This is a genomic window from Occallatibacter gabretensis, from assembly GCF_001449115.1.
In the GTDB taxonomy this organism is placed as follows: Bacteria; Acidobacteriota; Terriglobia; order Terriglobales; family Acidobacteriaceae; genus Telmatobacter; species Telmatobacter gabretensis.
In genome coordinates this window covers 569,089-592,709 of sequence record NZ_LAIJ01000010.1, presented here as the reverse complement: position 1 = coordinate 592,709, position 23,621 = coordinate 569,089, and the positions used below count along the sequence as shown (strand labels likewise).

Sequence of the window (23,621 nt, the reverse complement as noted above, 5' to 3'; positions counted from 1 at the left end):
TGAAGTTTCGGCATGGGTTGCGCCTGATTCAATCTGCGGTCACGCCGAAATGGATAAGTGCTCGGCACTGAAGTAGGCAATTGAATCACAAAAGGAGAGCCAGGCCTTTCACAGTCATTCACACCGCAAAGAGGCCATGGGGTCGACTGCAGCTGCGCGACGCGCGGGGAGCCATGCGGAGAGTACGGTGACGGCCGCGATGCCGGCTGTTGCTGCGATGAAGATCATGGGATCGAAGGGACTCATCTGGTAGAGCTGTGCACGGATCAGGCGAGCGGCGCCGAGGGCGATTGGAATACCGAGGGCCAGGCCCGCAGCGAGCAAGACAAGCGACTCGCGCAGCACCATCCACTGCACGCCGGCCCCGGAAGCACCCAGAGCGATACGGATGCCGATCTCATTACTACGGCGCGCAACGTTAAAGCTCATCACGCCGTAGAGTCCAATGGACGCAAGCAGCACTGCAAGCAAGGCAAAGATGGCCGTGAGCCGTGAGACCAGCGTCTCCTGGCTCATGAAAGCTTCCATGTGATCGTGCATGGTGTGAACCTGAAGAATGGGCAGATTGGGGTCAATGCCTGCGATTGCGCTGCGAAGCTCGTTGATCGTCGACGCCGGGTCGCCTTCTGTGCGCAGAAGAATTGTATGGGCAAAGCTGTCCTGATTGCCTGCGCCATTCTTGTCCAGGATCTGCGCTATGGGTAGATAGACCATGCGGTGAGGCTCTTGTCGCGGGTTACCGGACTTGGTGTCGCGCGCCACGCCCACAATCTGCCACGGTCCCTCGACAGTATCAATATCGATCTTCACCGTGTGCCCGACCGCATCTCCATTGGGGAAGAACTTGCGAGCAATGGTCTCGTTCACTACAGCTACTTTCATGCTGGTTGCGTTGTCGGTGGGCGAAATGGGCCGGCCGGCGATGATCGAAATTCCCGTGGTTTCAAAGTACTGGCCTGAAACGCGGTTGAGCTCCGACCCCATGTCCTCCTTTGGACCTGGTGTGTATCCGGAGAAATGGACGGAGGAACTCCATGCGCCGAAGCTGATGGGCGGCAATGCTGCAAGAGCCGCCGAGCGAACGCCCGGAATCGCCGACAGGCGTTCCAACACGCGCTGATTTAAGGCAGGAGCCTGCTCCGGCTTGTAGCCTGCCAGGCTCTCAGCTAGGTCAGCAATTAACAAATGCGTGCGCTCGAAACCGAAGTCCTGGTTCTGGAGATTGCCGAGCGTGCGCAGAAATAGTCCGGCTGCCACGAGCAGCAGAAGGCAGAACATGATCTGCGCGGTAACCAGCGCCTTGGGCCACCACCGGCTGGTACGTCCGCCGCTGCTTGCGGCCGTTCGTGTGCCGGCATTCATAGCTGGCATGGCCGAGGCACGAGCCAGATGCAGTGCCGGAGCCAGACCGAAAAGCAAACCCGCAAAGATCGACACGCCCAGCGTGAACAACAGAATCGTAGAGTCCGGCGAGGCATTGAGCGGAACATACGCTGCACCCCGCGCCACAAAGGCGATGAGAGCACGCGTAGCGGCAAATGCCAGACCAAGCCCGAGCAGGCCTCCCGAAAGCGACAACAGCAGCGCCTCCAGCATGCTCTGCCAGATAATGCGTCCGCGACTCGAACCCAGGGCAAGACGCGTGGCTGTTTCGCGTTGCCGCGCAATGGTTCGGGCCAGCAGGAAATTCGCAAGGTTGGCGCATGCGATCAGCAGAACGACACCTACGATCGCCATGAGGATCGTGAGGGAGTCGCCGTATCGAGAGCGAAGCTGCGAAACTCCGTGTGCGCCAGAGACGAGGAGAGCGGTGATGCGCTCAATCTCCTGCTGCCGCGCAGGGGCGATGGTTTGGCCTTCGCCTGCGCGAACGTAATCACGAATCTGACGATCGAGCCATCCCTGGTCAGTGGCAAGCTGTGACTGGGGGCTTCGCCGCGCAACCATATGCAGAAAATAAAACGACCGCGGCTCCAGGAAGCCCGGCTGCAAGAGAATCTCCCGCGTCATGGTAACCGGCACCCAGATTTCCGCCGGTTCCAGTTCCTGCTGAATGCCATGAAACGCGGGCGGCATTACACCGATCACCGTAAACGGCGTGCCATTGATGGAGACGGGCTTGCCGAGGACGGCAGGGTCGGAAGAGAACGATTGCTGCCACAGGTGATAGCTGATGACCGCAACCGGGCTGCGGTCCGGAGCATCGGCGTCAAACCGGACAATGGTGCGGCCAAGCAGCGGCTCTGCACCCAGAACGCTGAAGAAGTTGCCGGAGACGAGACTGGCGGAAATCTGAAGCGCACCTGCAGTGTTGGGGAGACGAACACTCACTTGTGGCGAAAAACTGGAGTAAGTAGCAACCCCTTGAAATGGGCCGGGATTGGCTTCGAGTTGCCGCGCGAAATCGTAGGTGAACAAGTCGGCGGTACCCAGGTCGATGCCGCCGAGAACGCCCCCGCCGGTGGACTCGCCGAAGGTGACGAGCTGCTGCGGATCGCGTACCGGGAGCTGCTGCAAAAGAACCTGCCGGATCAGAGTAAAGATAGCCGTGTTCGCGCCGATGCCAAGCCCAAGCGACAGCACAGCAATCAGCGTGAAGCCGGGGCTGTGCAACAATCCGCGAACACAATGTTTCAGATCGCGCCAGAATATCTCCATCTTTGACTCCCATGTAGCGGAATAAATACGGTGTTTGACAGCGTTGGAGCTGCCCATCTCAACGCGGGCGGCGCGACCGGCCTGCTCTGCGGACATGCCACGACGAAGCTTGTCTGCGGTGGACGCCTCGACGAACTCGCGTAATTCATCGTCCATTTCGCGCTCGATACGATCTCGCTGGAACAGCGAGCGGACACCCTGTGCAATATTGTTTAGCAGCCCCATTCGAGCTCCTTCGGCCTATTCACTTAGGCTTCCATGATGCGAGCGATGGCAGAGATCTGGCGGTTCCACGTCTCTGCTTCCTCAGAGAGCGACTTGCGTCCTCGTGCAGTCAACATGTAGTACTTGGCGCGGCGATTATTCTCGCTTGTGCGCCAACCGCTCTTGACGCGCCCTGCACGCTCCATGCGGGCCAGCGCCGGCAGCAGCGATCCCGGGTTGACGCGAAAAACACCTTTGCTCATCTGTTCGATGCGCAAGGCTACTCCGTAACCGTGCATTGGCTCATGTGCCAGGGTCTTCAGGATCAACATTTCCAGCGTGCCTTGCACAACGTCTCGTTGGCCCATCTTGACTTCACTCCTCTTGATTGTCGAGATAATACGCGCATCTTCTCTCGATAGTCAAGAGGAAGCTGCATCGAACCATCGACGGCGAATTGAGCCGTGTCGAAACTGGACGGTCAGTCTCGAGCCGATTTGTCGGACGATTGAAAGCAGTTGCTGAAGATCGGACCTGGTAGATTTGCGCAAAAAATCGGCGAGTCCCTCTGTGTGCCGTGATTGGCCGGCAGCATGCAGCTTTCATTGCAGCCCTCGCTGATTGTCGGATGGCAGTACCCCATACGACCCTGATCGGGGCCGCGTGTCAAGTGAATTGTGCCTGCTCATCTCGTTATCGCCCATTTGAACGTCTGCACTCCAGAGAGAGAATCTCTGCGGATCCAAGCTCAGAGTTCGCCGGCTGTCAGCCTTCAATATGGATTAGTCCGGTCACAGTGATCTGGAGCCGATAATCACGCCAGGCGTCTCTAATTCATGTTCTTTCACCCAGCTCATCAGCTTTTCCGCCGACAAGGGCGGCGAATACACATAGCCCTGGATAGCATAAACGCCAGCTTGGACCAGGTAATTGACCTGTTCGTTCGTCTCCACACCTTCCGCAATCATGCTTAGACCAGACTGTCTTGCGAAATGAATGATCGCGTCCAGGACCGGGCGCTTCGCATCGTCTTTTGCACGCAGCGTGTCGATGAATATCTTGTCGATTTTCAACGTGCTTACTGGCAGTTCCAGCAGGTAAGAAAATCCTCCGAATCCTGTTCCAGCATCATCGATTTTGATGTCAACTCCAGCATTCGCCAGGTAGAGCAGATGGCTGCGCCCCATGGCAAGGTCTGTCAATTGTCGCCGTTCGGTGACCTCGACCGCGATGTTCTTGCCCGGAATGCCGCTATCGGCCAGTTGCTTCACAAGGGACTTGCAAAAATCTGTTTTCACAATCTGGTCGGGTTCGGCATTGATGCTGATGTAGCGATTCGTCCCCACCCATCCGAATGTCTTGATGTCCATCAGAACCTTCTTTACGAGCTGTTCGGTGATGGGTCCAATCAAACCATTTTCTTCGGCAAACAGAACAAATTGTTCCGGTGGAACCAGCTTATGCGGGCGCGACCAGCGCACCAGGGCTTCCGCCCCAAGCACGGATCCATCACGGCCATCGACGATGGGCTGATAATATGGCAAAAATTCATTTCGTCGCAGCCCCTGTCTGATCAGGCTTACGACTGAAGTTTGCCGCGCCAGCAAGGCATACAAGAGGAAGCTCAAGATCAACGCAACGATAGCCGCAATGCCCGCGGCCAGCACACGGCCGCTGGATTGAAGCCTGTCAACGTAGCTTTGCGACGCTCCCAGCGTAACCCTGTTGCGGATGCCCAAGATCACCACATCCCCTGTTTGGCGTATGACGACGCTGTTCCAGTCTCCGAACCTCATTACGAAACCTGGCTGGTCAACATCCCATTGATATGCCACACATCGCGGGCAATCGAGTGAGCTTTCGAAGTCAAACATCATCGCCTCAGGGATTGCGATGTACTCCGTGTCACCCCGGCGCTGCTCCAGATAAACGACGTCGGACTTGCCTTCCAGGAAGCCTATCGACCATACATCGTTAATGCGGTAAAGATGAGCGGCGAGCCCGGGATCCCTGTTCACGAGACCGCTGCGGCAGATCATCTTCCCCGCGCGCCTGACGCCTATCCAGCGAATATAGGGATTCTCGAATGCTCGCTGGGCCAATATATCGCTGACGCCGTTCCTGCAGTTCAGCGCTTCAACGGGCGGCAACTGCTCGAGTTCGCGGCGCGTGCCGTCAACGCCCTCTTCGAGTGCGCGAACCATCACATTCGTCTGGCGCGCAAGCGCTCGGTTAGCCAGATATCTGCTCGTCGATCCCAGACTGAAAAAACACACCAGGAATACGACCACGCACGTGGTAGCTGCCAGGCGCACCGACATGTCCGTCACAAAAAGTCTTCGCATAGCGGCGAACCACAAGCACTACGAAACTGGAGGACCAGATCTGGTGAGCCCAACGCCCACCCTCAGGCGAACCTTGAACCGACTTGCGAGAAACGCACAGTGCAGTTGAAGGCAATTCCAGAAATACCGGGAAGCGGCATGATTCAAACGAAAGACTCGAAGTACTCAGCTATATTGGGCTCAGATTACTGACGGTGCGATCCCATCGTCTGAACACTGGCATCATACACCCGGTTTACCTTCGCAAGAATTCTCTTCATACCACTACCAGTGGCCTCTTGAGGCCGAGCCGATCTCAAGAAAACCGATGGATATCGACCGACAGGCTTCAGTTCGAATCTTGCTTGCTGACTCGCAGATTGTCGATGGCACATGATCGCTGAGGCATTACTAGTTGAACCGACATAGAGTGCTCTTGAAAAACAATAGCCTTCAGCCGTTCTCGCCCTGCTTGTACATAAATTTAATCGCGGACTTGTAAATCAGCATCCTCGTCCGCCCCCGCACCTTGAGCGCATGATGGTCGTACCATTCAATGCAGCCTTCAATCGTCTCGCCATCCTCCATCACAATCACCATCGACGTCTGCGACTGAATCTGTTTCTGCAGGTAAAAAAGCTCCGCGTGATGCAGCGCGAACGGCTCCTGGTACTCGGGCAAACGCACTGAAATTGGTGCCGTGCTACGGCGTTTGCGCGGTGCCGAGATCTCCGGCTGGGTTGCAATACCATCCTCTGCAACGCGGGGAAGAATAGCTTGTCCGCTCATAAAGCTCATCCTTTCTTTCGGTGCTTTATCGACGGGACATCGCGTTTGATTGCTCAAACGCAGGCTGTGCAAACTCGTGCATCGATAAAGCCCTCTCTCCAATACCGGCAGCAAGGACAAAGAGAACCTGCACCAGCGCTGAGGCCTCGCTGAGGCCTCTTCGTACTGCTCTCGGATTTTGGAAAGCTGTTACTAAAAGAGATGCCCACGCGTTACTCCGGGTTGTGCGCCACGATGTGGAAATTCCCACAGTGCGAACTTCCATTGCGCTCGAACACTCTGAGCACCGCGCCCTGTCGCCGCTTGTATTTTCAGCGCTCCGGCAGACTCAGCGCCATCGCATCCAGGCTCAGCGACCGCAACAGATTCCTGCGCATTCCGCTCTGAACCTGTCCCAGCGCATAGGCGGCTCCATCCAGCCAATCCACGTTGATTCCCTGCGCCAACTGCCCCAACTCGCCAGCCATATCGATATTCCGTATGAGCTGAGGCGTACCCGCATGGGTCAGCAGCAGGTCCTCAAAGAGGCTGCCCAGAACTCGCAGCAAGTTCGTAGTTTTTTCCTGCCCCTCTGCTCCCGCGCGATACGCTTCCGTCGTGCGAAACAGCGTCGAGTAATCCGGCTCACGCAGCGCCGTTCGCAAAAGAATCAGCGCATCCTGCCGGCTCTGCAGCCAGGCCGCAAGATCGAAGCCCAGCGCCCGCCCAACCGCGCCCTCAGCCAGCCGCGCCACCAGCGCGCGCTCCGCGGGCTTCAGCTCCGGCCTGCGCACACCAAGCAGTGTTTCCAGCTCTCCGCTAGGCAGCGCGCCAAGCCGGTGCGTCACCGCGCGAGAACGAATCGTCGGCAGCAGCTCCTGAGGATTTTCCGCCAGCAGAATCAGCGTTGCGTAGGCCGGCGGTTCCTCCAGAACTTTGAGCAGACTATTTGCCGCCTCCTTCATAAACGCTGCGCTCGTAAAAATGAAAAATGAGCGCCGCGCCTCCACCGGAGGCCGGTAATAAGCCGCGTGAATCACCTGCCGCACTTGTCCCAACTTAATCAGCAACTGCGGCGGATCAGGAGGAATTACCAGTACATCAGGATGAGTCTGGATAAGAATCCGCGTATCCTTCTTATCCGCCTCGCGCAGATCCTCGCGCGCCTCCACGGCCTCGGCAACCTTTTCTTCCAGATTCGCCGCCTCGCCAATCTTCACGCAATTGAGACATCGCCCGCAGAAATCCGGCAGCCCATCCGTAACAATCGGGCCGCCATCCGGACCGCCCTTGCAATTCACCACACGCGCCAGCATCAGCGCCAGCGTGTACTTCCCCGCCCCGCGCGGCCCAGCCAGAATCATCGACTGCGGAACGCGCTCCGCCGCAACACTCTCGCGCAGGCGCGTCACAGTCGCCGTATTGCCCAGAAACTCCCGGAAGCTCACTCATCGAGTGTAGAAGAAGCCGCTGTGCATGCGGAATATTCGATAACAGCACAACAAATTCCCTTACCCGCGCTGGCCAACTCTCCGCGCCCGGTGCTACTGTTCCTCCGTGCAATATTCCGGCTCACCACAGCCGGAAACACGGAGGAATTTTCATGGCAACTGTCGCAATTGATCCTCGCATCAGCCACTCAACAGCTGGCTTCGTCACCGCCGATCACAAGATGCTCATCGACGGCCGCTTCGTCTCCGCCGCCTCCGGCAAAACCTTCCCCGTCTACAACCCCGCCACCGGCGAGGTCATCACCCATGCCCCCGAGGCTGAAGCGGAAGACGTCAACCGCGCAGTCGCCGCCGCCCGCCGCGCCTTTGATGAAGGCCCCTGGCCGCGCATGTCGCCCTCCGAGCGCGGACGCATCCTCTGGCGCGTCGCCGAGCTGCTCGAAAAGCACAACGATGAGTTCGCTGAAATCGAATCACTCGACAACGGCAAGCCCTTCTCTGTCGCCCGCATCGCAGATGTCCCGCTCGCCACCGACATGTTCCGTTACATGGGCGGATGGACCACCAAGATCGCCGGCAAGACCTTCCCCATCTCCTTCCCCGGCGACTTCCACTCCTACACCCTTCGCGAACCCATCGGCGTCGTCGCACAAATCATTCCCTGGAACTTCCCGCTGCTCATGGCCGCATGGAAACTCGCTCCAGCGCTCGCCTGCGGCTGCACCGTTGTCTTGAAGCTCGCCGAGCAGACCCCGCTCTCTGGCCTGCGCCTCGCTCAGATCCTCCATGAAGCCGGCGTGCCTCCCGGCGCGGTCAACGTCCTCACCGGCTTCGGCGAAGGAGCCGGAGCTCCGCTCGCCTCGCATAACGATGTGGACAAGGTCGCCTTCACCGGCTCAACCGAAGTCGGCAAGCTCATCGTCAAAGCCGCCACGGGCAATCTCAAGAAAGTCAGCCTCGAGCTCGGCGGAAAATCTCCCGTCCTCGTCTTCCCCGATGCGCGTATCGACAACGCAATTCAGGGAACGGCCTCGGCCATCTTCTTCAACCACGGCCAGTGCTGCTGCGCCGGCTCGCGCCTCTTCGTGCATGAAAAGATTTACGACGAAGTCGTCGAAGGCGTCAGCAAAGTTGCCTCCGGCATCAACGTCGCTCCCGGCCTCGACCCATCGTGCCAGATGGGACCGCTCGTCAGCGATGAGCAGTATCGCAAGGTTCTCGGCTACATCGAGTCCGGCGTGAACGAAGGCGCAAAAGTCACCGCAGGCGGCGCAAAGAAGGCGGAGCACGGCTACTTCGTACAGCCCACCGTCCTCACCAACACCCATCCCGGCATGAAGGTTGTCGACGAAGAAATCTTCGGACCCGTCGTCTGCGCCACGCCCTTCTCCGACAAAGACATCGAAGCGATCCTCCGAAAAGCCAATGATTCCATCTACGGCCTCGCAGCCAGCGTCTGGACGGAAAACCTATCCACTGCTCACAAAGTCGCCCGCGGCCTGCGCGCCGGAACCGTCTGGGTCAACTGCCACAACGTCTTCGACGCCTCCCTCGCCTTCGGCGGCTACAAGCAATCCGGCTGGGGCCGTGAAATGGGCGAAGAAGTCCTGCACAACTATCTCGAAACCAAGGCCGTAACCATCGCGCTGTAAGCTCATTTCGAAAACAAGAGCGGCCTACCCTCGCAGGCCGCTCTTGTTTTCGCCTCTTGCTGGACAAAATCTGCGCCGTCACTCCGCCTTCTGCTTCACAGCGCGGATTCCACCGCGGAAGCAAGCTCTAGAAACTCATGTGCTCCCAGCGAAGCACTGAATCCCATCGACTTGCTCTTCGGCAGAGTCACCGCAATCAGCTGCGCCGCGCCATCGCGGGAAACAACCTTAAGCGTGCGCGGAATCTCAATCTCTGCACCTGCGAGCCCGCCTTTCTTCACCGCAAATGCCTCGCATTTCTTCCGCAGGTCTTTGTTGCCATTGAGCCTGCCTGCAAATCCGGCATCTCCCGTGAATTTACCGTCATCCGCCATCGCAACATCTCCTGGGATGGCTTTGTTCAGGACCGCGCTGTAAGCCAGTGGGCCGCCGACGCACCCCAGGCCCTTACGCAACATGTGCACGTCCAGTTGAGCAAGGCGCGGTTGCGTCAGTTGAAAGTGAATGGTAAAAAGCGGAACTGTATTGCCTCCGAAGACAGAAGCGCCGAGATCCCGAAGCACTGAAGCTCCACTCACCCCTCCGCCTTCAACCTCAACCAAGCTGGTGATGGGCCCGCTTATGCCCAGTTCCTTGCTCAGCAATTCTTCCACTTTGGGCACAACGGTCTGTCCGTCCTGCCCCATGTAAGCCATATTGTTCATCCATGGACCTCCTTCAGGTTGTCTCGGAGGAAGATAACTGCTCTGCGAATGTGACCGTTCCAGGATTTGTAGCTCGGCTTCCCGGTTCAGCCGGAATGATACGCACTGCATCTATATTTGTAAAAATAATTCTGCCCCACTGTCTTTCCAGCAGGCAATGCCAACGCATCTACCCCTTGGAAGCAACAGCCAAGCCTGCCAAGTCCGCGGCATGGGCGAAGAAGTCCTCCACAACTACCTCAAAACCAAAGCTGTGACGATTGCGCTTTAGAGCATCGTCGGCTTCCTTCCGGGTGGCTGCGCAGTGTTTGATTTTGGGCGATTTCAGGAGTTATCCTGTGCAGCACAGTTTCTGAAGCTGTTTTGTTTCTGCAGGTTACAGGAGATTGCACAGTTTCTGGAAAAATCTTTATACGACCTTCATTTCGAGACTGTGCAATCTGTCTGGATGGAAAATAGTTCTGTTTCTGCGAGTTGCGGAAAACCAGACGATTTGCGCGCGATATCTTCATGCGATCTTTCTTTCGGGACTGTGCAGGGGCATGTTGTTTACAAGCCCGGGCTAATCTCCTTTTGTTGTCAGAGGCCTGAAGGCCCAGTTCCCTTCAACTCTCTTAAACGACTACGGCCCGAACCTTTTAGGGGTTCGGGCCGTGGCTTTTCTACTGCTGATTCTAAGTAAAGCACAATTCCCCTTAATTGTAGGAAAACTATTTTTGGGGTGGGACGTTACGAAAGGACAGTGGACCAAAGTAATCAGTGATCTTGGCGGAGTTAGCAGTGTTAGTAAAGCAGCGTGCTTCGCTCGTGACAGGTTGCAGGGGACAAGAAGACGGGCAAGCTTTTGTGGTCTCCCAGGTCTCCAAACCCTGGAGACCTGGGGCACCCGGCGGTAGGCGGCAACTGGCTGTATACTCTCGTCGCCAGGAAAGAAAAATGGAAATTCCAGTCAAGATTATGAAGAAACCGAACGAACTGAACGCACGCGACGCTTTTATTACTATTCTGAGGTCGCTCACGGACATAGAATACGAGAAGTCTGAATCGCCTGATGAGGTTAATCGAAGCACTCGTGACGTTGACTTCGTTCTATTCCCCAGCAGCGATGAAAATGACAAGATTGCGGTTGAGCATACCAGTGTTCAATCTTTCGATGGGCAGATTGAGTATGTGAACAGGTGGAGGAAAATCGTCTGTTCCGTCAATGCTGGCTGTAAAGAGCGAATTCCCCCCGATCGTTATTATTTTCTTGCTGCTCCTCCAGCAAGCGTGGATTCCCTTGAGAAGGAGAGTAGTAGGGAGCTGTTTGTCAGCGATCTCGTTTCCTGGGTAGTGGATACCGCCCCGACGTTGCTAATGGTCGACAGTTACGTACGGACTGAATACGAAGGACATAAGATAACACTTATGTGCAGCGGGGACCACGCGAAGTTGAATGGAAACGTCTGGCCCATGCCTGAAGAACCAGAGGACCAGAAAGCTCTACAAAGCCAAAGACTTGGGCAGGCAGTTGAACATGGGCTTCTTAAACTGACGAAGTACAAGAAGGAGCAGGGTTTCAAAACCGCGCTCCTGCTTGAAGACGTTGCTGGCACTCTGAGAGGCAGTACGTTGAGTGGCTATGAAGGTTTAGAGGAAGTTGACTATATCGTCGTTTTTGTATCGAACGAAGACCGGATGATTATCGGCAATGTGTGGAAGGAGGGGTCTGTTTGGTATTCGTCTGTCCCAGTTAATAGGAGATTCCTATTCCCTAGGGAACCTCAGCACAAGTCTGCAACCCGCGTCTTTGTTGAATAAGTTATAAACATGAAGCGAAGGGCGGCATAGCAGAGAATCCTCCGCTCCAGATGCCACCGCACGCCACGCGAAAGTAATTGCCCCGCACCTCCAAAAAAGGAAGCCGGGGCAAAACATCGCCCCGGCGTTTTGCGCGTGCAACGCAAACTCAAAACACAAATCTCAGTGAATCGCCGGAACCGCCTCACCGCGCGCGGGCAGCGGCGCGCTCAGCTTCTGCCGGAGAATTCCAGCAAGATCAGCCAGCGTGCGCAGCCGCTCCGCCGCAGGCGACCCCGCATCCGACCCTGAAAGGGCAAGCTCCGAGTGCAGCAACAATCCTGCAACCGTGGACTTCAGCTCGGACTCAATCGCCGCGGCAGCCGCTTTCCGGGCCAGCGCCTGCTCCCGCTCGCGGCGGTTCAGCGCCGCGCGCAACTCGCGAATCAGCCGCGCCGCGCCGGTCAGCGCAAAGTTCACCTGCACAGGAATCGCAAGCCCTGCACGCTCCCAGATTGCTTCGGCCGCAGCCGGATCGCACTCGGCAATCGTCTCATCGACGACAACGGCGGAAAATTCTCCGCGCCGCAGTGCAGCCAGTGCAGTCTTGCGCCCCTCCGCTATCTCCACTTCGGTTCCCAGGTTCTTGGCAATTACATCGGCGCAATTCCGCGCCCCTTCAATTCCAGTCACGAGAAGAATGCTCATAATGTCCTCCTTCGGAGGCAGCTTCTAGCTGCCGGCTCCTAGCCGCTAGCTCGAAAGCCGGGCTGATGAAATGTGTTGTTGAACTCAATCCGTCTGGACCGCGAGAATTTGTTTCAGCAGCCAGCACCTGCACAATAGAACTAGCGGCTAGGAGCTGGCAGCTAGAAGCTGTCCTCAGTCCGCCATCGGGTCCGCAATACCGTATTCCTTCAGCTTGCGGTAGAGCGTCGTCTTGCCGATGCCCAGCAGCTTCGCGGCCTGCAGCTTATCGCCATGCAGCGTGCGGATCGCCGAGAGAATCGCCTGCTTCTCAAGATCGGCCAGCGTCGTCAGCGGTGCCGCACTCGTTGCGCCATTTTCAGCAGGCTGCGCCGCCTCCAACGTTATCCGCCGCGCCTCCAGGCCAGTGTTCTGCAGTTGCGTCGGCAAATCGCAAAGCTGCACCACTGGACTAGAGGCCATAGTGCAGGCCCCCTGTACGGAGTTTTCAAGCTCGCGTACATTGCCCGGCCAGTCATAGCGCATCATCGTCCGCAACACTTCGTCACTCAGCGTAAATTTGTTTATCTGCTCGCGGCTGATGCGCTCCAGAAAATGCGCCGCCAGAATCGGAATGTCCTCGCGCCGGTCCCGCAGCGAAGGTAACCGCAGATTCACCACGTTAAGACGATAGAAAAGATCCTTGCGGAAGCTTCCCTTCTCCACCATCGCAGCCAGGTCGCGATTTGTAGCCGCCACAATCCTGGCCTTGATAGGCACGCAATGCGTCGCGCCTACCGGCCGCACCTCGCGCTCCTGCAGCGCCCGCAGCAGCTTCGCCTGCAGGTCGAGCGGCAGCTCGCCAATCTCGTCGAGAAACACGGTCCCGCTCTCCGCCGAAACCAGCAATCCATCCTTCGAGCGGTTTGCGCCGGTGAATGCCCCCTTCACATAGCCAAAGAGCTCGCTTTCAATCAGCGTCGGCACCAGCGATCCACAATCGACCGGCAGAAAAGGTTTCTGTCCGTTAGGCCCATAAGCATGAATCGTGCGCGCCACCAGCTCTTTGCCCGTTCCGCTCTCGCCCAGAATCAGGACTGGATGCGAGCTCTGCGCTACCTTCGACAGAATGCGGTAAACCTTCTCCATCTCCGGCGATCGCCCGATCATCGCGCCCAGTCCCTGGCTCGCGCGAAGTTGTTCGCGCAATCGCCGCGACGCCGTGTCCGTTGTAACCGTCTGATTCGCGCGCTCGAGGACGCCCGAGAAATCGTCCATCGTAAAGGGCTTCGTCAGATAGTCGTTCGCTCCGCAGCGCATCGCCTCCACAGCCGTGTTCACCAGGCCGGAGGAAGTCATGGCAACAATTGCAATGCGCGGGTAGAGCAGCTTCACCTCGGCAATCAGTTCGAGGCCCTGCCTGGATCCGGCCAGAGGCAGGTTCACCAGCAGGATATCCGCGGCGCTTGAACGCAGCAGGCTCCGCGCCTGTTGAAAGTCCGAGGTGGTTTCAGCAGCGTAGCCCAGACCGGACGCAATCTCGGCGCAGGCCGAGCGAATCGCCGGATCGGCGTCGACGACCAGCAGGTGCAGACGCGCAACCGGCTCTGCTGCTTGAGGGAAGAACTCCATGGATGGTGTGTGGAAGACTGTTGCTAACATTGTATTCGCCTCGCGTGGGTTTTCGTTCGGTAAGTGTTGAAAGTTCAGGTACCTTCGCCATCCCGGACCTGTTCCATACATCGGCAACAACTCTTTTAGTGAGTCCGTACCGGCAGCTCAATCTCAATCCGCGCCCCGCCCCGCTGCTCGCCCATGCGGCCCCGGTTTCCGGCCAGCATGCGCCCGCCTGCCGCCTCCACAATGGACCGGCAGATAAAGAGCCCGAGGCCTCTATGCGAAGCAGGCCATGCGCCCGTCGCCCCGTTTGCGTGGGCGTTCGTGGTAAAGCCCGGCTCAAAAATCGCTTCCAGCAGGCCGGGATCGATGCCCGGCCCCGAATCCTCCACAGTCAACAGCAGAGTGGGCGACGCATCCGCGCTCCCGGCGCGTTCCCGCAGCTCGATGTCGATCCTGCCTGTCCGTCTCCCTGTCCCTGAATCGTGCCCCGAACCGGATCCCGACCCGTTGCCTCCAATCGCCTCTCCCGCGTTCTTGACTAGGTTCACCAGCACCCGCGTCAGGTCTTCGGTCGTCAGCCACACTGGCAGCGCGCCCACCGGAGCCGAAACCGTCACGGCTACCAGTGGCCCGGACAGTGCGTCCAGAAGATTTCGCGCCGCCAGCACCTCCTCGCTCAGATCCTCGATCGGCTGCTCCGGTACCGCCATCGCGAGCGCAACCGGCCTGGTTTTATTGGGTCCAGCCGGGATGGGTCCGCTCCCTCCGGCAATCTCCCGCTTGCCCAGTAGCGCCAGCTTCTCAACCAGGCGGCGGCTTGAAGCCGCCACCAGCCGCAGCTCGGCTGCATAATGCCGGTAAGGGAGTGAGAGCACACCCGGCTCCTCCAGCAGGTCGCAGTAGAGAGATAGCGCCATCACCATATTGCGTGCGTCGTGGGCCAGTTCCGAGAGCGACTCGGACTGCCTGTGCGACGATGCCAGGGTCTCGGCAAAGGCCTGCGCCCTGCCGCGAACACTCCCCCGATTGTTTTCCGGAGTATGCGCTGTTTCCGCCGTCGTATGCATTTGCCCCGTTCCCCCTTCTTTGCGTCCGCTTTCAGGTCTCGAATCCGGTCCCCAATGCCCGGATTCCATTTCGAATTCGATTGGTTCCGAATACGTCCTGCGCATCCGCTTCTGTCCCGCTTATATACACGTCGCGTGCCAAACTCGAACGCGTTCCCTAAGTGGTTCATTAGAAAAGGAATCAATCCAGTTTCCCGCTCCGCTGAAAATCCCCCGTCTCCTCCAGATTGGTTCCAGAATGAAACTATCGCCAAGAATATTTCCGGCTAATGTATTGATTTTGAAAGTGTTAACTGCAATTTCCCATTTCAATCCTCCATTCCCAAAATGAAACCAACTCAACCCACTCCTCCCAGCCCGTCCTGACCGGGGAATCCCGGCAACGGAAATCAGCCGGAATTCAGCCCCAAATCGAACCCGCTACAATGCCGTTATGAGTTCGTCCTTTTCCTTTTTCCGCCCTGGCGGCCGCACACCGGCCCAACTGCGGCCTCTTACCCTTACCCCCGGCTACGTCCAGACCGCGGAAGGCTCCGTCCTCGTCGCCTGCGGCAACACCCGCGTCCTCTGCAACGCCACCATTGAGCAGGGCGTTCCCGGCTGGCTCCGCAACTCCGGCCGCGGCTGGGTCACCGCCGAGTACTCCATGCTTCCCCGCTCCACCGTCACCCGCACACCCCGCGAGAGCGAGCGCGGCAAGATCGGCGGCCGCACCCACGAGATCCAGCGCCTCATCGGCCGGAGCCTCCGCTCCGTCATCGACATGCAGGCACTCGGCGAGCGCACCGTCATCCTCGACTGCGATGTGATTCAGGCCGACGGCGGTACACGCACCGCGGCCATCACCGGCGCGGCGGTCGCTCTGGCTCTCGGCCTCAACGCCCTGGTCCAATCCGGCACGCTCAAGCAATCGCCCATGAAGCAGCTCGTCGCCGCCACCAGTGTCGGTATCGTCGAAGGCAACGCCCTGCTCGACCTCTGTTATGAGGAAGATTCGCAGGCAGAAGTAGATATGAATGTCGTGATGACCGCCGACGGAGGCCTTGTCGAAACCCAGGCCACGGCGGAAAAGGGCAGCTACTCGCGCCAGCAGCTAAACGCTCTCATCGACCTCGCCGAAGCCGGCCTGAAAGAAATCTTCGCGGCACAGCAGGCGGTGCTTGGCTCTTAGTCGCCTTCCGGCGTAAACGGCAAAAAGAACCGGAAGCACGAGCCGTTTCCGCCGGCTCCCGACTCAAAGTCCAGCCGTCCTCCATGCCGCGCCAGAATCTCGGCCGAGATCGACAGCCCCAGCCCGGTTCCATTGCGACCTTTGGTCGTAAAAAAGGGCTCCAGAATCCTGCCCCGCACCTCTGCCGGAATCCCCCGGCCAGTGTCGGCCACCTCGACCTCGATCCCGCTCGACACAGGCTTCACGCCAAGCCGCAGTTTCCCACCGTCCGGCATCGCGTCAATCGCATTGCTGATCAGGTTGGCAATCACCTGCCGGATCTCGCCCTCCCGGCAAACCACCTGCGGAGTCTGCTCCGGCCAATCGCGTTCCAACGTAATCTTCTGCTCCGTAAGTTGCGTCTGAAAGAGCACCAGCGCCGACTCCAGCAGCTCCGGAATCAACACCGGCGCAGGCCCGCTCTGCTGCCGGTAAAACCGCAGCGTGTGCGTGGTGATCGAGGCAATCCGTCCCACTTCTTTCTGCGCCATCGCCAGGTACTCGCGCTCACTCTCGCCCACGTTCCCCATCTGCGCCAGGTACAGCAGGTTCGTCACCGCCTCCAACGGATTGTTGATCTCATGGGCCACACTGGCCGCAATCTTGCTCGCCGCGGCCAGCGCATCCAGCTTGCGCGCAGACTCTGCGCTCTCCGTCTGCGCCGCGCCAGCCTTCTGAATCCACCGTGCCTTGTCCCGGTAAGAAACCACCAGCAGAGCAAAGGTGAACAGCATCGCGTTGCCTACGCCAATCCGTGCCAGCGTCACGCCGCTGAAGCTCGCCGGCAGGTGCAGGCTCAACGCGTCCGGCTCGGGCATAAAGGCCCGCATCCCTGCATAGTGCATTCCGCAGATGGCCACCGCGATCCCCGCCGAAGCCATCAGCCGCGGCATCAGATCCTTCATCCCATCGCCGCTGCGCGCCAGTAGCGCCATCGCCGCCCATGAGGCTGTGACGGCAATGACAAACGAGCACAGCAGCCAGAGCGGATCCCACATCACTCGCCCGGAAAAACCCAGCGCCGCCATGCCGATGTAGTGCATCGAACAGATGCCCGCGCCCACCAGCAGCGCCCCCAGCCCACGCCGAAACAGGGATTGCCTGGCAAGATCGTCCGCCACAAGGTAGAGCGCCAGCCAGGATGCGCAGATCGCCGCCAGTACCGAAAACACCGTGCGATCTACTGCATAGAACAGCGGAAACGGCGGATGCCACGCCAGCATGCCGACAAAATGCATCGACCAGATGCCCAGCCCCAGCGTCACGCCGCCAAAGAAGACCCACTTCTGCCGCGACGCGCCCGACCGCACATGATCCACCGACTCAAAGGCGGCGAACCCGGCAAGAAACGCAATCACGAAAGAGCAAAAGACAGTCCAGAGATCGTAATAACCGACCAATCAGTTTTCTCTTTGCATCCCCACGGGGAAGGTAAGGTGGGGAATCGTAATTTTATTATCCATCACGGACAGGCTGCGGCAAAAGCAACTCCTCAGCGGCTCACCATCGCCAATTTCGTCACGTGCAAATCTTCTTATCTCTCTTGACCTCTTAATACTTTCCATGGAAACTATTAAGAGAATGAGATCCTCTGAACCTTCCGCTCTCGATTCCCACCTCGGCTATTGGCTCAGGCGCGTATCGAATCACGTCTCGCTCCAGTTCTCCCGCACGCTCGCCGCGCAGAATGTTTCCGTTGCTGAGTGGGTAGCTGTGCGCCATCTTTACGACCAGCCCGGCCTCAGTCCCAGCGACCTGGCGCTCGCACTCGGCATGACCCAGGGAGCCATCTCGAAGATCCTCGACAAGCTATTCGCCAAGCGCTGGATCGCCGCAAAGGATAACCAGGCCGACCGACGTCAGCAGTTTCTTACCCTCACCGCCGCCGGGCGCAAAGCCGTGCCTCAACTCGCCAGGATCGCGGACGAAAATGATGCCCACTTTTTCGGCGAACTTTCCGGCAAGGAACAAGCCAGGCTGCGCCGCCTCATGGAGCGCCTTACCAAAATTCACCACTGGGACGACACCCCAACGACATAAGGAGAAACACCCTTGAGTAATGCAGTCTCGTCCAAAGCAATCGAGAATCTTCAGCGAGCCATGCAGCACGCGGAAACCATCCGGCCCAAAGTCGGTGGCTTTCCTTATCTGGCCGAAGTCCTCCGCCAGGCCGGCGCAACGCATAACCTCTGGTATCTGCCTTCGTGTCACTGCATCTTTCAAACGCAGCAAGGCGCAGTTGCTATGCAAGCTCAGCCGCTCATCTCAGGCATCGCCGACATTCCGGCCTTCGATCAGGCAGCACTCATCACTGCCCTGCGCACCGATCAAGCAGGCCATACTACATTTCCGGAATTTTTAGAAGCCTCATGGAAGGCAGGCATCGTGAAATACGAGGTAGACTTCGCCGCCCGCACCGTCACCTACTACGGCGTCAACGACGAAGCATACGTCGAGGAATACCCAGCCGTAGCGCTGTAATTCGGGTGCCCCATCCATCGAGCCTCTTTTGCTCGATGGGTGGGATATCTATAGTCTTTGCCTCTTATCGATAACCCTGACCACTGATCTCTGACCCCTGATCCCTGCCTTATTCCGCCCTCAGCGCCTCAGCCGCATTCACTCGCGCCGCACGCATCGCAGGAATCGCCGATGCCACCACCGCAGCAGCCAGAATCACACCCGCCGCCCCAGCAAAAGCCAGCACGCCCGGCTGGTCAATCGCCGCGACTTTACTCGCCACCACACGCGCCAGCACAAATCCCACTGCAATCCCCGCCGCCACGCCGATGCCTGCCATCCACAACCCATCGCGCAGCACTCCCGCCAGAATCGTCCTCGGCTGCGCGCCCAGCGCCATCCGTATACCAAACTCCCGCGTCCTGCTCGACACCGAAAAGGCCAGCACGCCGGCCACGCCCACCACGCTGATCAGCAGCGCCACCGCGGCAAACCCGCCAAAGACAATCGCATTCAACTTGTTTGGTGATAGCACCTCAGCCCGCACATCGCCCAACGTCGTGGGCTTCTCCACCGGCTGGTCATTCGACATCTTGCGAATCGTCTGCGTAATGACAGGCAGCAGCGCATAAGGATCCTGCTTTGCCCGTACAAACAGGCTCCCCGGAAAACCCTCCTGCTCCGTCGGCTGATAGATCGTCATTACCGGGGCAGGAATGATGTTCTCGTCATCAAAGTCCGGCACCACCGCCACAATTCTCCGCGGCTCGGAGCCCATGCCGATAAACTTGATCACCGGATCGGTCCAGCTTATGGTGCGGTTCAGCGCATTCTGCCCCGGATACAACAAGTCAGCCAGGCTCTTCGAAATAATCACAACCCGCTCTGCGCCTTCCTTGTCACCGTAGTTAAAATCACGCCCGCCAAGAAGCGGCACGCCCAGCGTGTCAAAGAACCCCGGCCCAACGGGGCGGAACTTCGCGCGATAGTCCTGTCCATCCGGCCGCCGAGCGCCGGACGCCGCAAACTGCAGCCCAAGCCCCAGGTTTCGCTCATCCCGCCACGGAACCGCAAAGCCCTCGGCCACATGTTCCACGCCCGGAATCGCCGCCACATTCTGCACCACCTCGCGCCGAAACTCCGTGATCTGCTCCGGCGTCCTGCCATACGACATCACCGGCAAATCAATCGCCATCACCCGCGAAGAATCAAACGGAGGCCGTGTCTGCTCCAGCACAAACAGCGTCCGCATCAGCACCGCAGCTCCCACCAGCAACAGGAATGAAGCCGCAATCTGCGTGATCGCAAAGATACGCAGCCGGCGGCTGCTTCCTCCCGTCACTCGCGTTCCACGGCCCGCAAGCCCGCCCTGTGCTGCATCTGGAGAAGGAAGCCGCGGCACAAACGCCAGGAACACCGCCGCCAATACAGCCAGCGCAATCCCCGCCAACACCAGCGTAATGTCGAGATGAATCTCGCTCGCCCGTGGAGTGAACCGCGCCGCATACCGCGCCAGCTCCTTCACCATAGGAATCGCCAGCGCCACCGCCGCAATCGCACCCGTTCCGCACAGCACCAGGCTCTCAGCCAGCAGCGTCCGCCTCAGAGCGCCGGTCGTTGCGCCCAGCGCCGCACGTGTTGACAGCTCGCTTTCGCGCCGCACCGTCCGCGCCAGCACCAGGTTCGCCACATTCGAGCTCGCAATCACAAACAGCAGCGCAGACGCCGCAAACAAGATCCACAGAATCGTGTTTGCCTTCGCATTGATCTGGTCATGCATCCGCCTCACGCTGATCTGGTAGTGATCCGTCGGGTGATACTCCTCCGTATGCGCCTTCGTCATCGCGGAGTAAACCGTGCTCAGCTCTGACCGCGCCTGCTCCAGCGTCGCTCCTGGAGCAAGCCGCCCAAACACCTCCGTCATCCGGTGCGAGCGCCCCGTCACCATCGTCGCCGAAAGATGATGCGGGCTCGTTACCAGGTTGGCAAAGATCTGTGTCGCCACCGGGTACGGCACCGAAGGCTCCAGCACTCCCACCACCACTCCTGAAGTCGGTCCGTTGTACACCTCGATCCGCACAACCTTGCCCAGCACATTCGGATCCCCATGCAGAGACTCGCGCCAGAAGTTGTACGTCAGCACAATCGCGCCCGGCGCATTCCGCCCATCATCGCCCGGTCCCAGCAGCCTTCCCAGCACCGGCCGCAATCCCATCACCTGGAAGTAATTTCCATCCACCACGCCCGCAGTCACTGTGCGCGGCGTCCCTAAGCCGATAATCGTGAAATCCACCTGCGAGAAGGTTCCCACCTCGCTGATCGACTTCAGTCCCGTGTTGATGTCGTTGATCTCCGGCACGGAAAAATTCGCGTTCTCCTCGCCCAGTCCCTGCGCACTCTGCCGGATGTACAACAGCCTGCTCTCATCCTGGTTCGCCAGCGGCTTCAGCAGCACCGCACGCACCACGCTGAAGATCGCCGCATTCGCGCCAATACCCAGCGCCAGCGTCAGCGCCACGGTAATCCAGAGTGCGGGAACGCGGGAAAGCGAACGAACAGCGTACTTCAAATCGCGCAGGAAGTTCATAGGCTGGCTCCAGGGAAGAAAATTACAATTAAAACCTTGACAGATATGTTGGTATCAACCAATCTATCTCCGTGTCAAGCTTTAAAATTGCATTACAGATGAAAATCCCTCCAAGTCCTGCCCGCCGCGCGCAGCCTGCGCCCCAGGCAAACATTCTCCCTTACCAGACCACGCTTCTGGTACGCGACTGCTGCCTCTGTCTTCACGTGCAGCGCGCCGCCCGCTCACTCGCCCGCCGCTTCGACGAAGCCCTCCGCCCCTTCGGCCTCACCAACGGCCAATTCTCTCTCTTAATGAGCCTTAACCGCCCCGAGCCGCCCTCCATGGCGCCCGTCGCCTCGCTGCTCGCCATGGACCGCACCACCCTCACCGCCGCCTTGAAACCCCTCGAGCGCCGCGGCCTCGTCAAAATCTCTCCCGATCCCAATGACCGCCGCAGCCGCATCCTGATCCTCACCACAAAAGGCAAAAAAACCATGGCCGCAGCCATGCCCACTTGGCAATCCACGCACAATGAAATTGAAGCGCTCCTGCCCGCCGGCTCCCCCCACGATCTCCGCCGCAACCTAAACTCCTTAGCCTAAGGACGAGAAATTTCAGCTCGGATTTTTCAACGCATCAGCTCAACCAATAGTCGCCCAGCCTATAATTCGGTCACCATGAAAATTTTGTCGCTCTCCGTGCTTGCCCTGGTCTCCCTGCCTGCTGTGGCCCAAATGGCAATGGATCATCCGGCCAAATCGGATGCGGCATCCGCTCCCGAACGGCTCGGAACCGTGTCCTTTTCCATCTCGTGCGCGGCCGCTGTACAGAAGCCCTTCAATCGCGGCGTCGCTCAGCTGCATGACTTCGGATACGACGAAGCGCTGCAACAGTTTCAGGAGATCGCAAAGTCGAATCCGGACTGCGCCATGGCGCACTGGGGCGTAGCCCTCAGCTACTTCCGTCAGATATGGAACCGGCCATCCGAAAGCGACATGGCTCGCGGATGGACTGCCATCCAGCAGGCGCAATCGGCGAAGACTCCCCGCGAGCGCGCCTATGTCGCAGCATTGAGCGATTTCTACCGTCCCGGCAAGCAGCAATTTCCCGAGCGCGTTCAAGCGTATTCCGATGACATGGGTAAGCTTTACGCGCAGTTTCCAGACGACGTCGACGCTGGCGCATTCTATGCGTTGTCGCTCTTGGCAGCCGCCCCATCGAACAACACCAGCCTGGTCGCAAATCGCAAGGCAATGGCAGTCCTGTCGCCTCTCTTCCTAAAGTATCCCGACAATCCCGGCGTGGATCACTACATCACCCACGCTTGCGACAATCCTGAAATGGCCGCCGAAGGGCTGTCCGCAGCCAATCATTATGGCGAAATTGCGCAATCCAGCGCGCACGCCTACCACATGCCGAGCCACATCTACGCCCGCCTTGGCATGTGGCCGCAGGACATCCATGCCAATCTCGGTTCGGTAGCAGCCGCGGAATCCGCACAGGCGAAATACGGCACCGGAATCATGAACGAGGCCCATGCCTACGACTTCATGCTCTACGCCTATCTGCAAAGCGGTCAGGATAACCGCGCCGGATGGGTCCTCAGCCAGACATCCGAGCTGTTGCCCAAAATCGCATCCATGGCCGCGACGTCAGATCATAACGATCACCGTATGGAGACCATGGCTCCTGCCTATCACACGAAATATGCGGTCTTCTATGCGCTGGAAACGCGGGATTGGAAGTCCGCGGCCATGCTGCAGGCCGCCGCCGGTGCGCCTTCTGAGACAGTCATGCTGGCAGCATGGGCACGTGCCATCGCCCATGGTCGTCTGCGTCAACCGGAAGAGGCGCGAGCCGACCTTGCCAACTATGCCGCATCCCTGGATGAGCTCAAAAAGGGTAAGGATTCCTACGTGGCCGAAGATACCGGCGTGAAGATCAAGCACTCAGAGATCCTAGCCTGGGTCGCCTTCGCTGAAAACAAACAGGACGAAGCCTTGAAAAACATCCGCGCCGCCGCCGACCTGCAGGACAAGGTCGGCCAGGGCGAAGTCGATATTCCCGCCCGCGAGATGGTGGCCGATATGCTGCTCGAGTGGCATCAGCCGCAACAAGCGCTCGCCGAGTATCAAATCGCCCTCAAGCTCAGCCCCAACCGCTTCAACGGCCTCTACCATGCAGGTCTTGCAGCAGAGGCAACAGGCGACAAGGCAAAAGCGCATCAGTACTACGCCACACTTCTGAAATCAACAGATAACGGCGGCCAATCGGCACGCCCCGAATTCGCACACGTGAAAGAATTCATTTCTTCCACGCAGTCGGCTTCAAAATAGGGTAGTGGTTCAGTCTGAATTGGATTTGTATCAGCGCACGGCTTTAGCCGTGTCGAAGATGACCCCAAAATGATGGGGCTTTAGCCCCTGAGAGACGCTTTTCAGGGTGGAATGGGCTCGAAAAGGACTCGT

The 23,621-nt window shown here is 58.7% G+C and carries 18 protein-coding genes; 7 read left to right on the top strand and 11 right to left on the bottom strand.

What is annotated here, in order from left to right; translation table 11 throughout:
* Positions 1–114: 114 nt before the first annotated feature.
* From VO84_RS18660 to VO84_RS18640, 5 genes are all read right to left on the bottom strand, one after another.
* Positions 115–2,883 carry an ABC transporter permease gene (locus tag VO84_RS18660; RefSeq protein WP_058189254.1) on the bottom strand — a complete coding sequence of 923 codons (2,769 nt, stop codon included), beginning with the start codon at positions 2,881–2,883 and terminating at the stop codon, positions 115–117.
* Positions 2,884–2,906: 23 nt separating this feature from the next.
* Positions 2,907–3,230 (bottom strand): PadR family transcriptional regulator, encoded by a 324-nt coding sequence (locus tag VO84_RS18655; protein ID WP_058189253.1) that lies wholly within the window; start codon positions 3,228–3,230, stop codon positions 2,907–2,909.
* A 423-nt stretch (positions 3,231–3,653) separates the two neighbouring features.
* Complete coding sequence (locus tag VO84_RS18650) at positions 3,654–5,066, bottom strand: EAL domain-containing protein (protein ID WP_197414106.1); 1,413 nt, start codon at positions 5,064–5,066, stop codon at positions 3,654–3,656.
* Between the two features lie 573 nt (positions 5,067–5,639).
* Positions 5,640–5,975, bottom strand: a complete 336-nt coding sequence (locus VO84_RS18645; RefSeq protein WP_058189251.1) for an Hfq-like protein — start codon at positions 5,973–5,975, stop codon at positions 5,640–5,642.
* A 311-nt stretch (positions 5,976–6,286) separates the two neighbouring features.
* Positions 6,287–7,402: a DNA polymerase III subunit gene (locus VO84_RS18640; RefSeq protein ID WP_058189250.1), complete on the bottom strand. Its 1,116-nt coding sequence runs from the start codon at positions 7,400–7,402 to the stop codon at positions 6,287–6,289.
* A 155-nt stretch (positions 7,403–7,557) separates the two neighbouring features.
* Here VO84_RS18640 and VO84_RS18635 point away from each other — a divergent pair, with 155 nt between their 5' ends.
* Complete coding sequence (locus tag VO84_RS18635; RefSeq protein WP_058189249.1) at positions 7,558–9,057, top strand: aldehyde dehydrogenase family protein; 1,500 nt, start codon at positions 7,558–7,560, stop codon at positions 9,055–9,057.
* Between the two features lie 95 nt (positions 9,058–9,152).
* Here VO84_RS18635 and VO84_RS18630 read toward each other — a convergent pair whose 3' ends face one another.
* Positions 9,153–9,761 carry a hypothetical protein gene (locus VO84_RS18630; RefSeq protein ID WP_058189248.1) on the bottom strand — a complete coding sequence of 203 codons (609 nt, stop codon included), beginning with the start codon at positions 9,759–9,761 and terminating at the stop codon, positions 9,153–9,155.
* Between the two features lie 936 nt (positions 9,762–10,697).
* Here VO84_RS18630 and VO84_RS18625 point away from each other — a divergent pair.
* Positions 10,698–11,561 carry a hypothetical protein gene (locus VO84_RS18625; protein WP_058189247.1) on the top strand — a complete coding sequence of 288 codons (864 nt, stop codon included), beginning with the start codon at positions 10,698–10,700 and terminating at the stop codon, positions 11,559–11,561.
* A gap of 162 nt (positions 11,562–11,723) precedes the next feature.
* On the opposite strand, the gene VO84_RS18620 is transcribed toward VO84_RS18625, so the two are convergent.
* From VO84_RS18620 to VO84_RS18610, 3 genes are all read right to left on the bottom strand, one after another.
* Positions 11,724–12,248 carry a hypothetical protein gene (locus VO84_RS18620; protein WP_058189246.1) on the bottom strand — a complete coding sequence of 175 codons (525 nt, stop codon included), beginning with the start codon at positions 12,246–12,248 and terminating at the stop codon, positions 11,724–11,726.
* A gap of 174 nt (positions 12,249–12,422) precedes the next feature.
* Entirely contained in the window at positions 12,423–13,889 is a 1,467-nt protein-coding gene (locus VO84_RS18615; RefSeq protein WP_231738067.1) for a sigma-54-dependent transcriptional regulator, read from the bottom strand.
* A 95-nt stretch (positions 13,890–13,984) separates the two neighbouring features.
* Positions 13,985–14,914 (bottom strand): sensor histidine kinase, encoded by a 930-nt coding sequence (locus tag VO84_RS18610; protein ID WP_058189242.1) that lies wholly within the window; start codon positions 14,912–14,914, stop codon positions 13,985–13,987.
* Positions 14,915–15,347: 433 nt separating this feature from the next.
* Here VO84_RS18610 and rph point away from each other — a divergent pair, with 433 nt between their 5' ends.
* Entirely contained in the window at positions 15,348–16,085 is a 738-nt protein-coding gene (rph, locus tag VO84_RS18605) for a ribonuclease PH (RefSeq protein ID WP_058189240.1), read from the top strand.
* Here the strand turns inward: rph and VO84_RS18600 are convergent.
* Positions 16,082–17,482: an MHYT domain-containing protein gene (locus tag VO84_RS18600; RefSeq protein ID WP_197414105.1), complete on the bottom strand. Its 1,401-nt coding sequence runs from the start codon at positions 17,480–17,482 to the stop codon at positions 16,082–16,084. The two genes, rph and VO84_RS18600, sit on opposite strands and share 4 nt — an antisense overlap.
* Before the next feature lie 223 nt (positions 17,483–17,705).
* On the opposite strand from VO84_RS18600, the gene VO84_RS18595 reads away from it, so the two are divergent.
* Together VO84_RS18595 and VO84_RS18590 are read left to right on the top strand one after the other, a co-directional pair.
* The gene (locus tag VO84_RS18595) at positions 17,706–18,164 is read left to right on the top strand and encodes a MarR family winged helix-turn-helix transcriptional regulator (protein WP_058189236.1); all 459 of its coding nucleotides are present in this window, start codon (positions 17,706–17,708) and stop codon (positions 18,162–18,164) included.
* A gap of 12 nt (positions 18,165–18,176) precedes the next feature.
* The gene (locus VO84_RS18590; RefSeq protein WP_197414104.1) at positions 18,177–18,605 is read left to right on the top strand and encodes a DUF1398 domain-containing protein; all 429 of its coding nucleotides are present in this window, start codon (positions 18,177–18,179) and stop codon (positions 18,603–18,605) included.
* 109 nt (positions 18,606–18,714) lie between these two features.
* Here the strand turns inward: VO84_RS18590 and VO84_RS18585 are convergent, their stop codons facing one another.
* Positions 18,715–21,171 (bottom strand): ABC transporter permease, encoded by a 2,457-nt coding sequence (locus tag VO84_RS18585; protein WP_058189234.1) that lies wholly within the window; start codon positions 21,169–21,171, stop codon positions 18,715–18,717.
* A gap of 98 nt (positions 21,172–21,269) precedes the next feature.
* Here VO84_RS18585 and VO84_RS18580 point away from each other — a divergent pair, with 98 nt between their 5' ends.
* Together VO84_RS18580 and VO84_RS18575 are read left to right on the top strand one after the other, a co-directional pair.
* The gene (locus VO84_RS18580; RefSeq protein ID WP_058189233.1) at positions 21,270–21,755 is read left to right on the top strand and encodes a MarR family winged helix-turn-helix transcriptional regulator; all 486 of its coding nucleotides are present in this window, start codon (positions 21,270–21,272) and stop codon (positions 21,753–21,755) included.
* Positions 21,756–21,830: 75 nt separating this feature from the next.
* On the top strand, positions 21,831–23,489 hold the full coding sequence (locus VO84_RS18575; protein ID WP_231738066.1) for a tetratricopeptide repeat protein: 1,659 nt from the start codon (positions 21,831–21,833) through the stop codon (positions 23,487–23,489).
* Positions 23,490–23,621 lie beyond the last annotated feature (132 nt).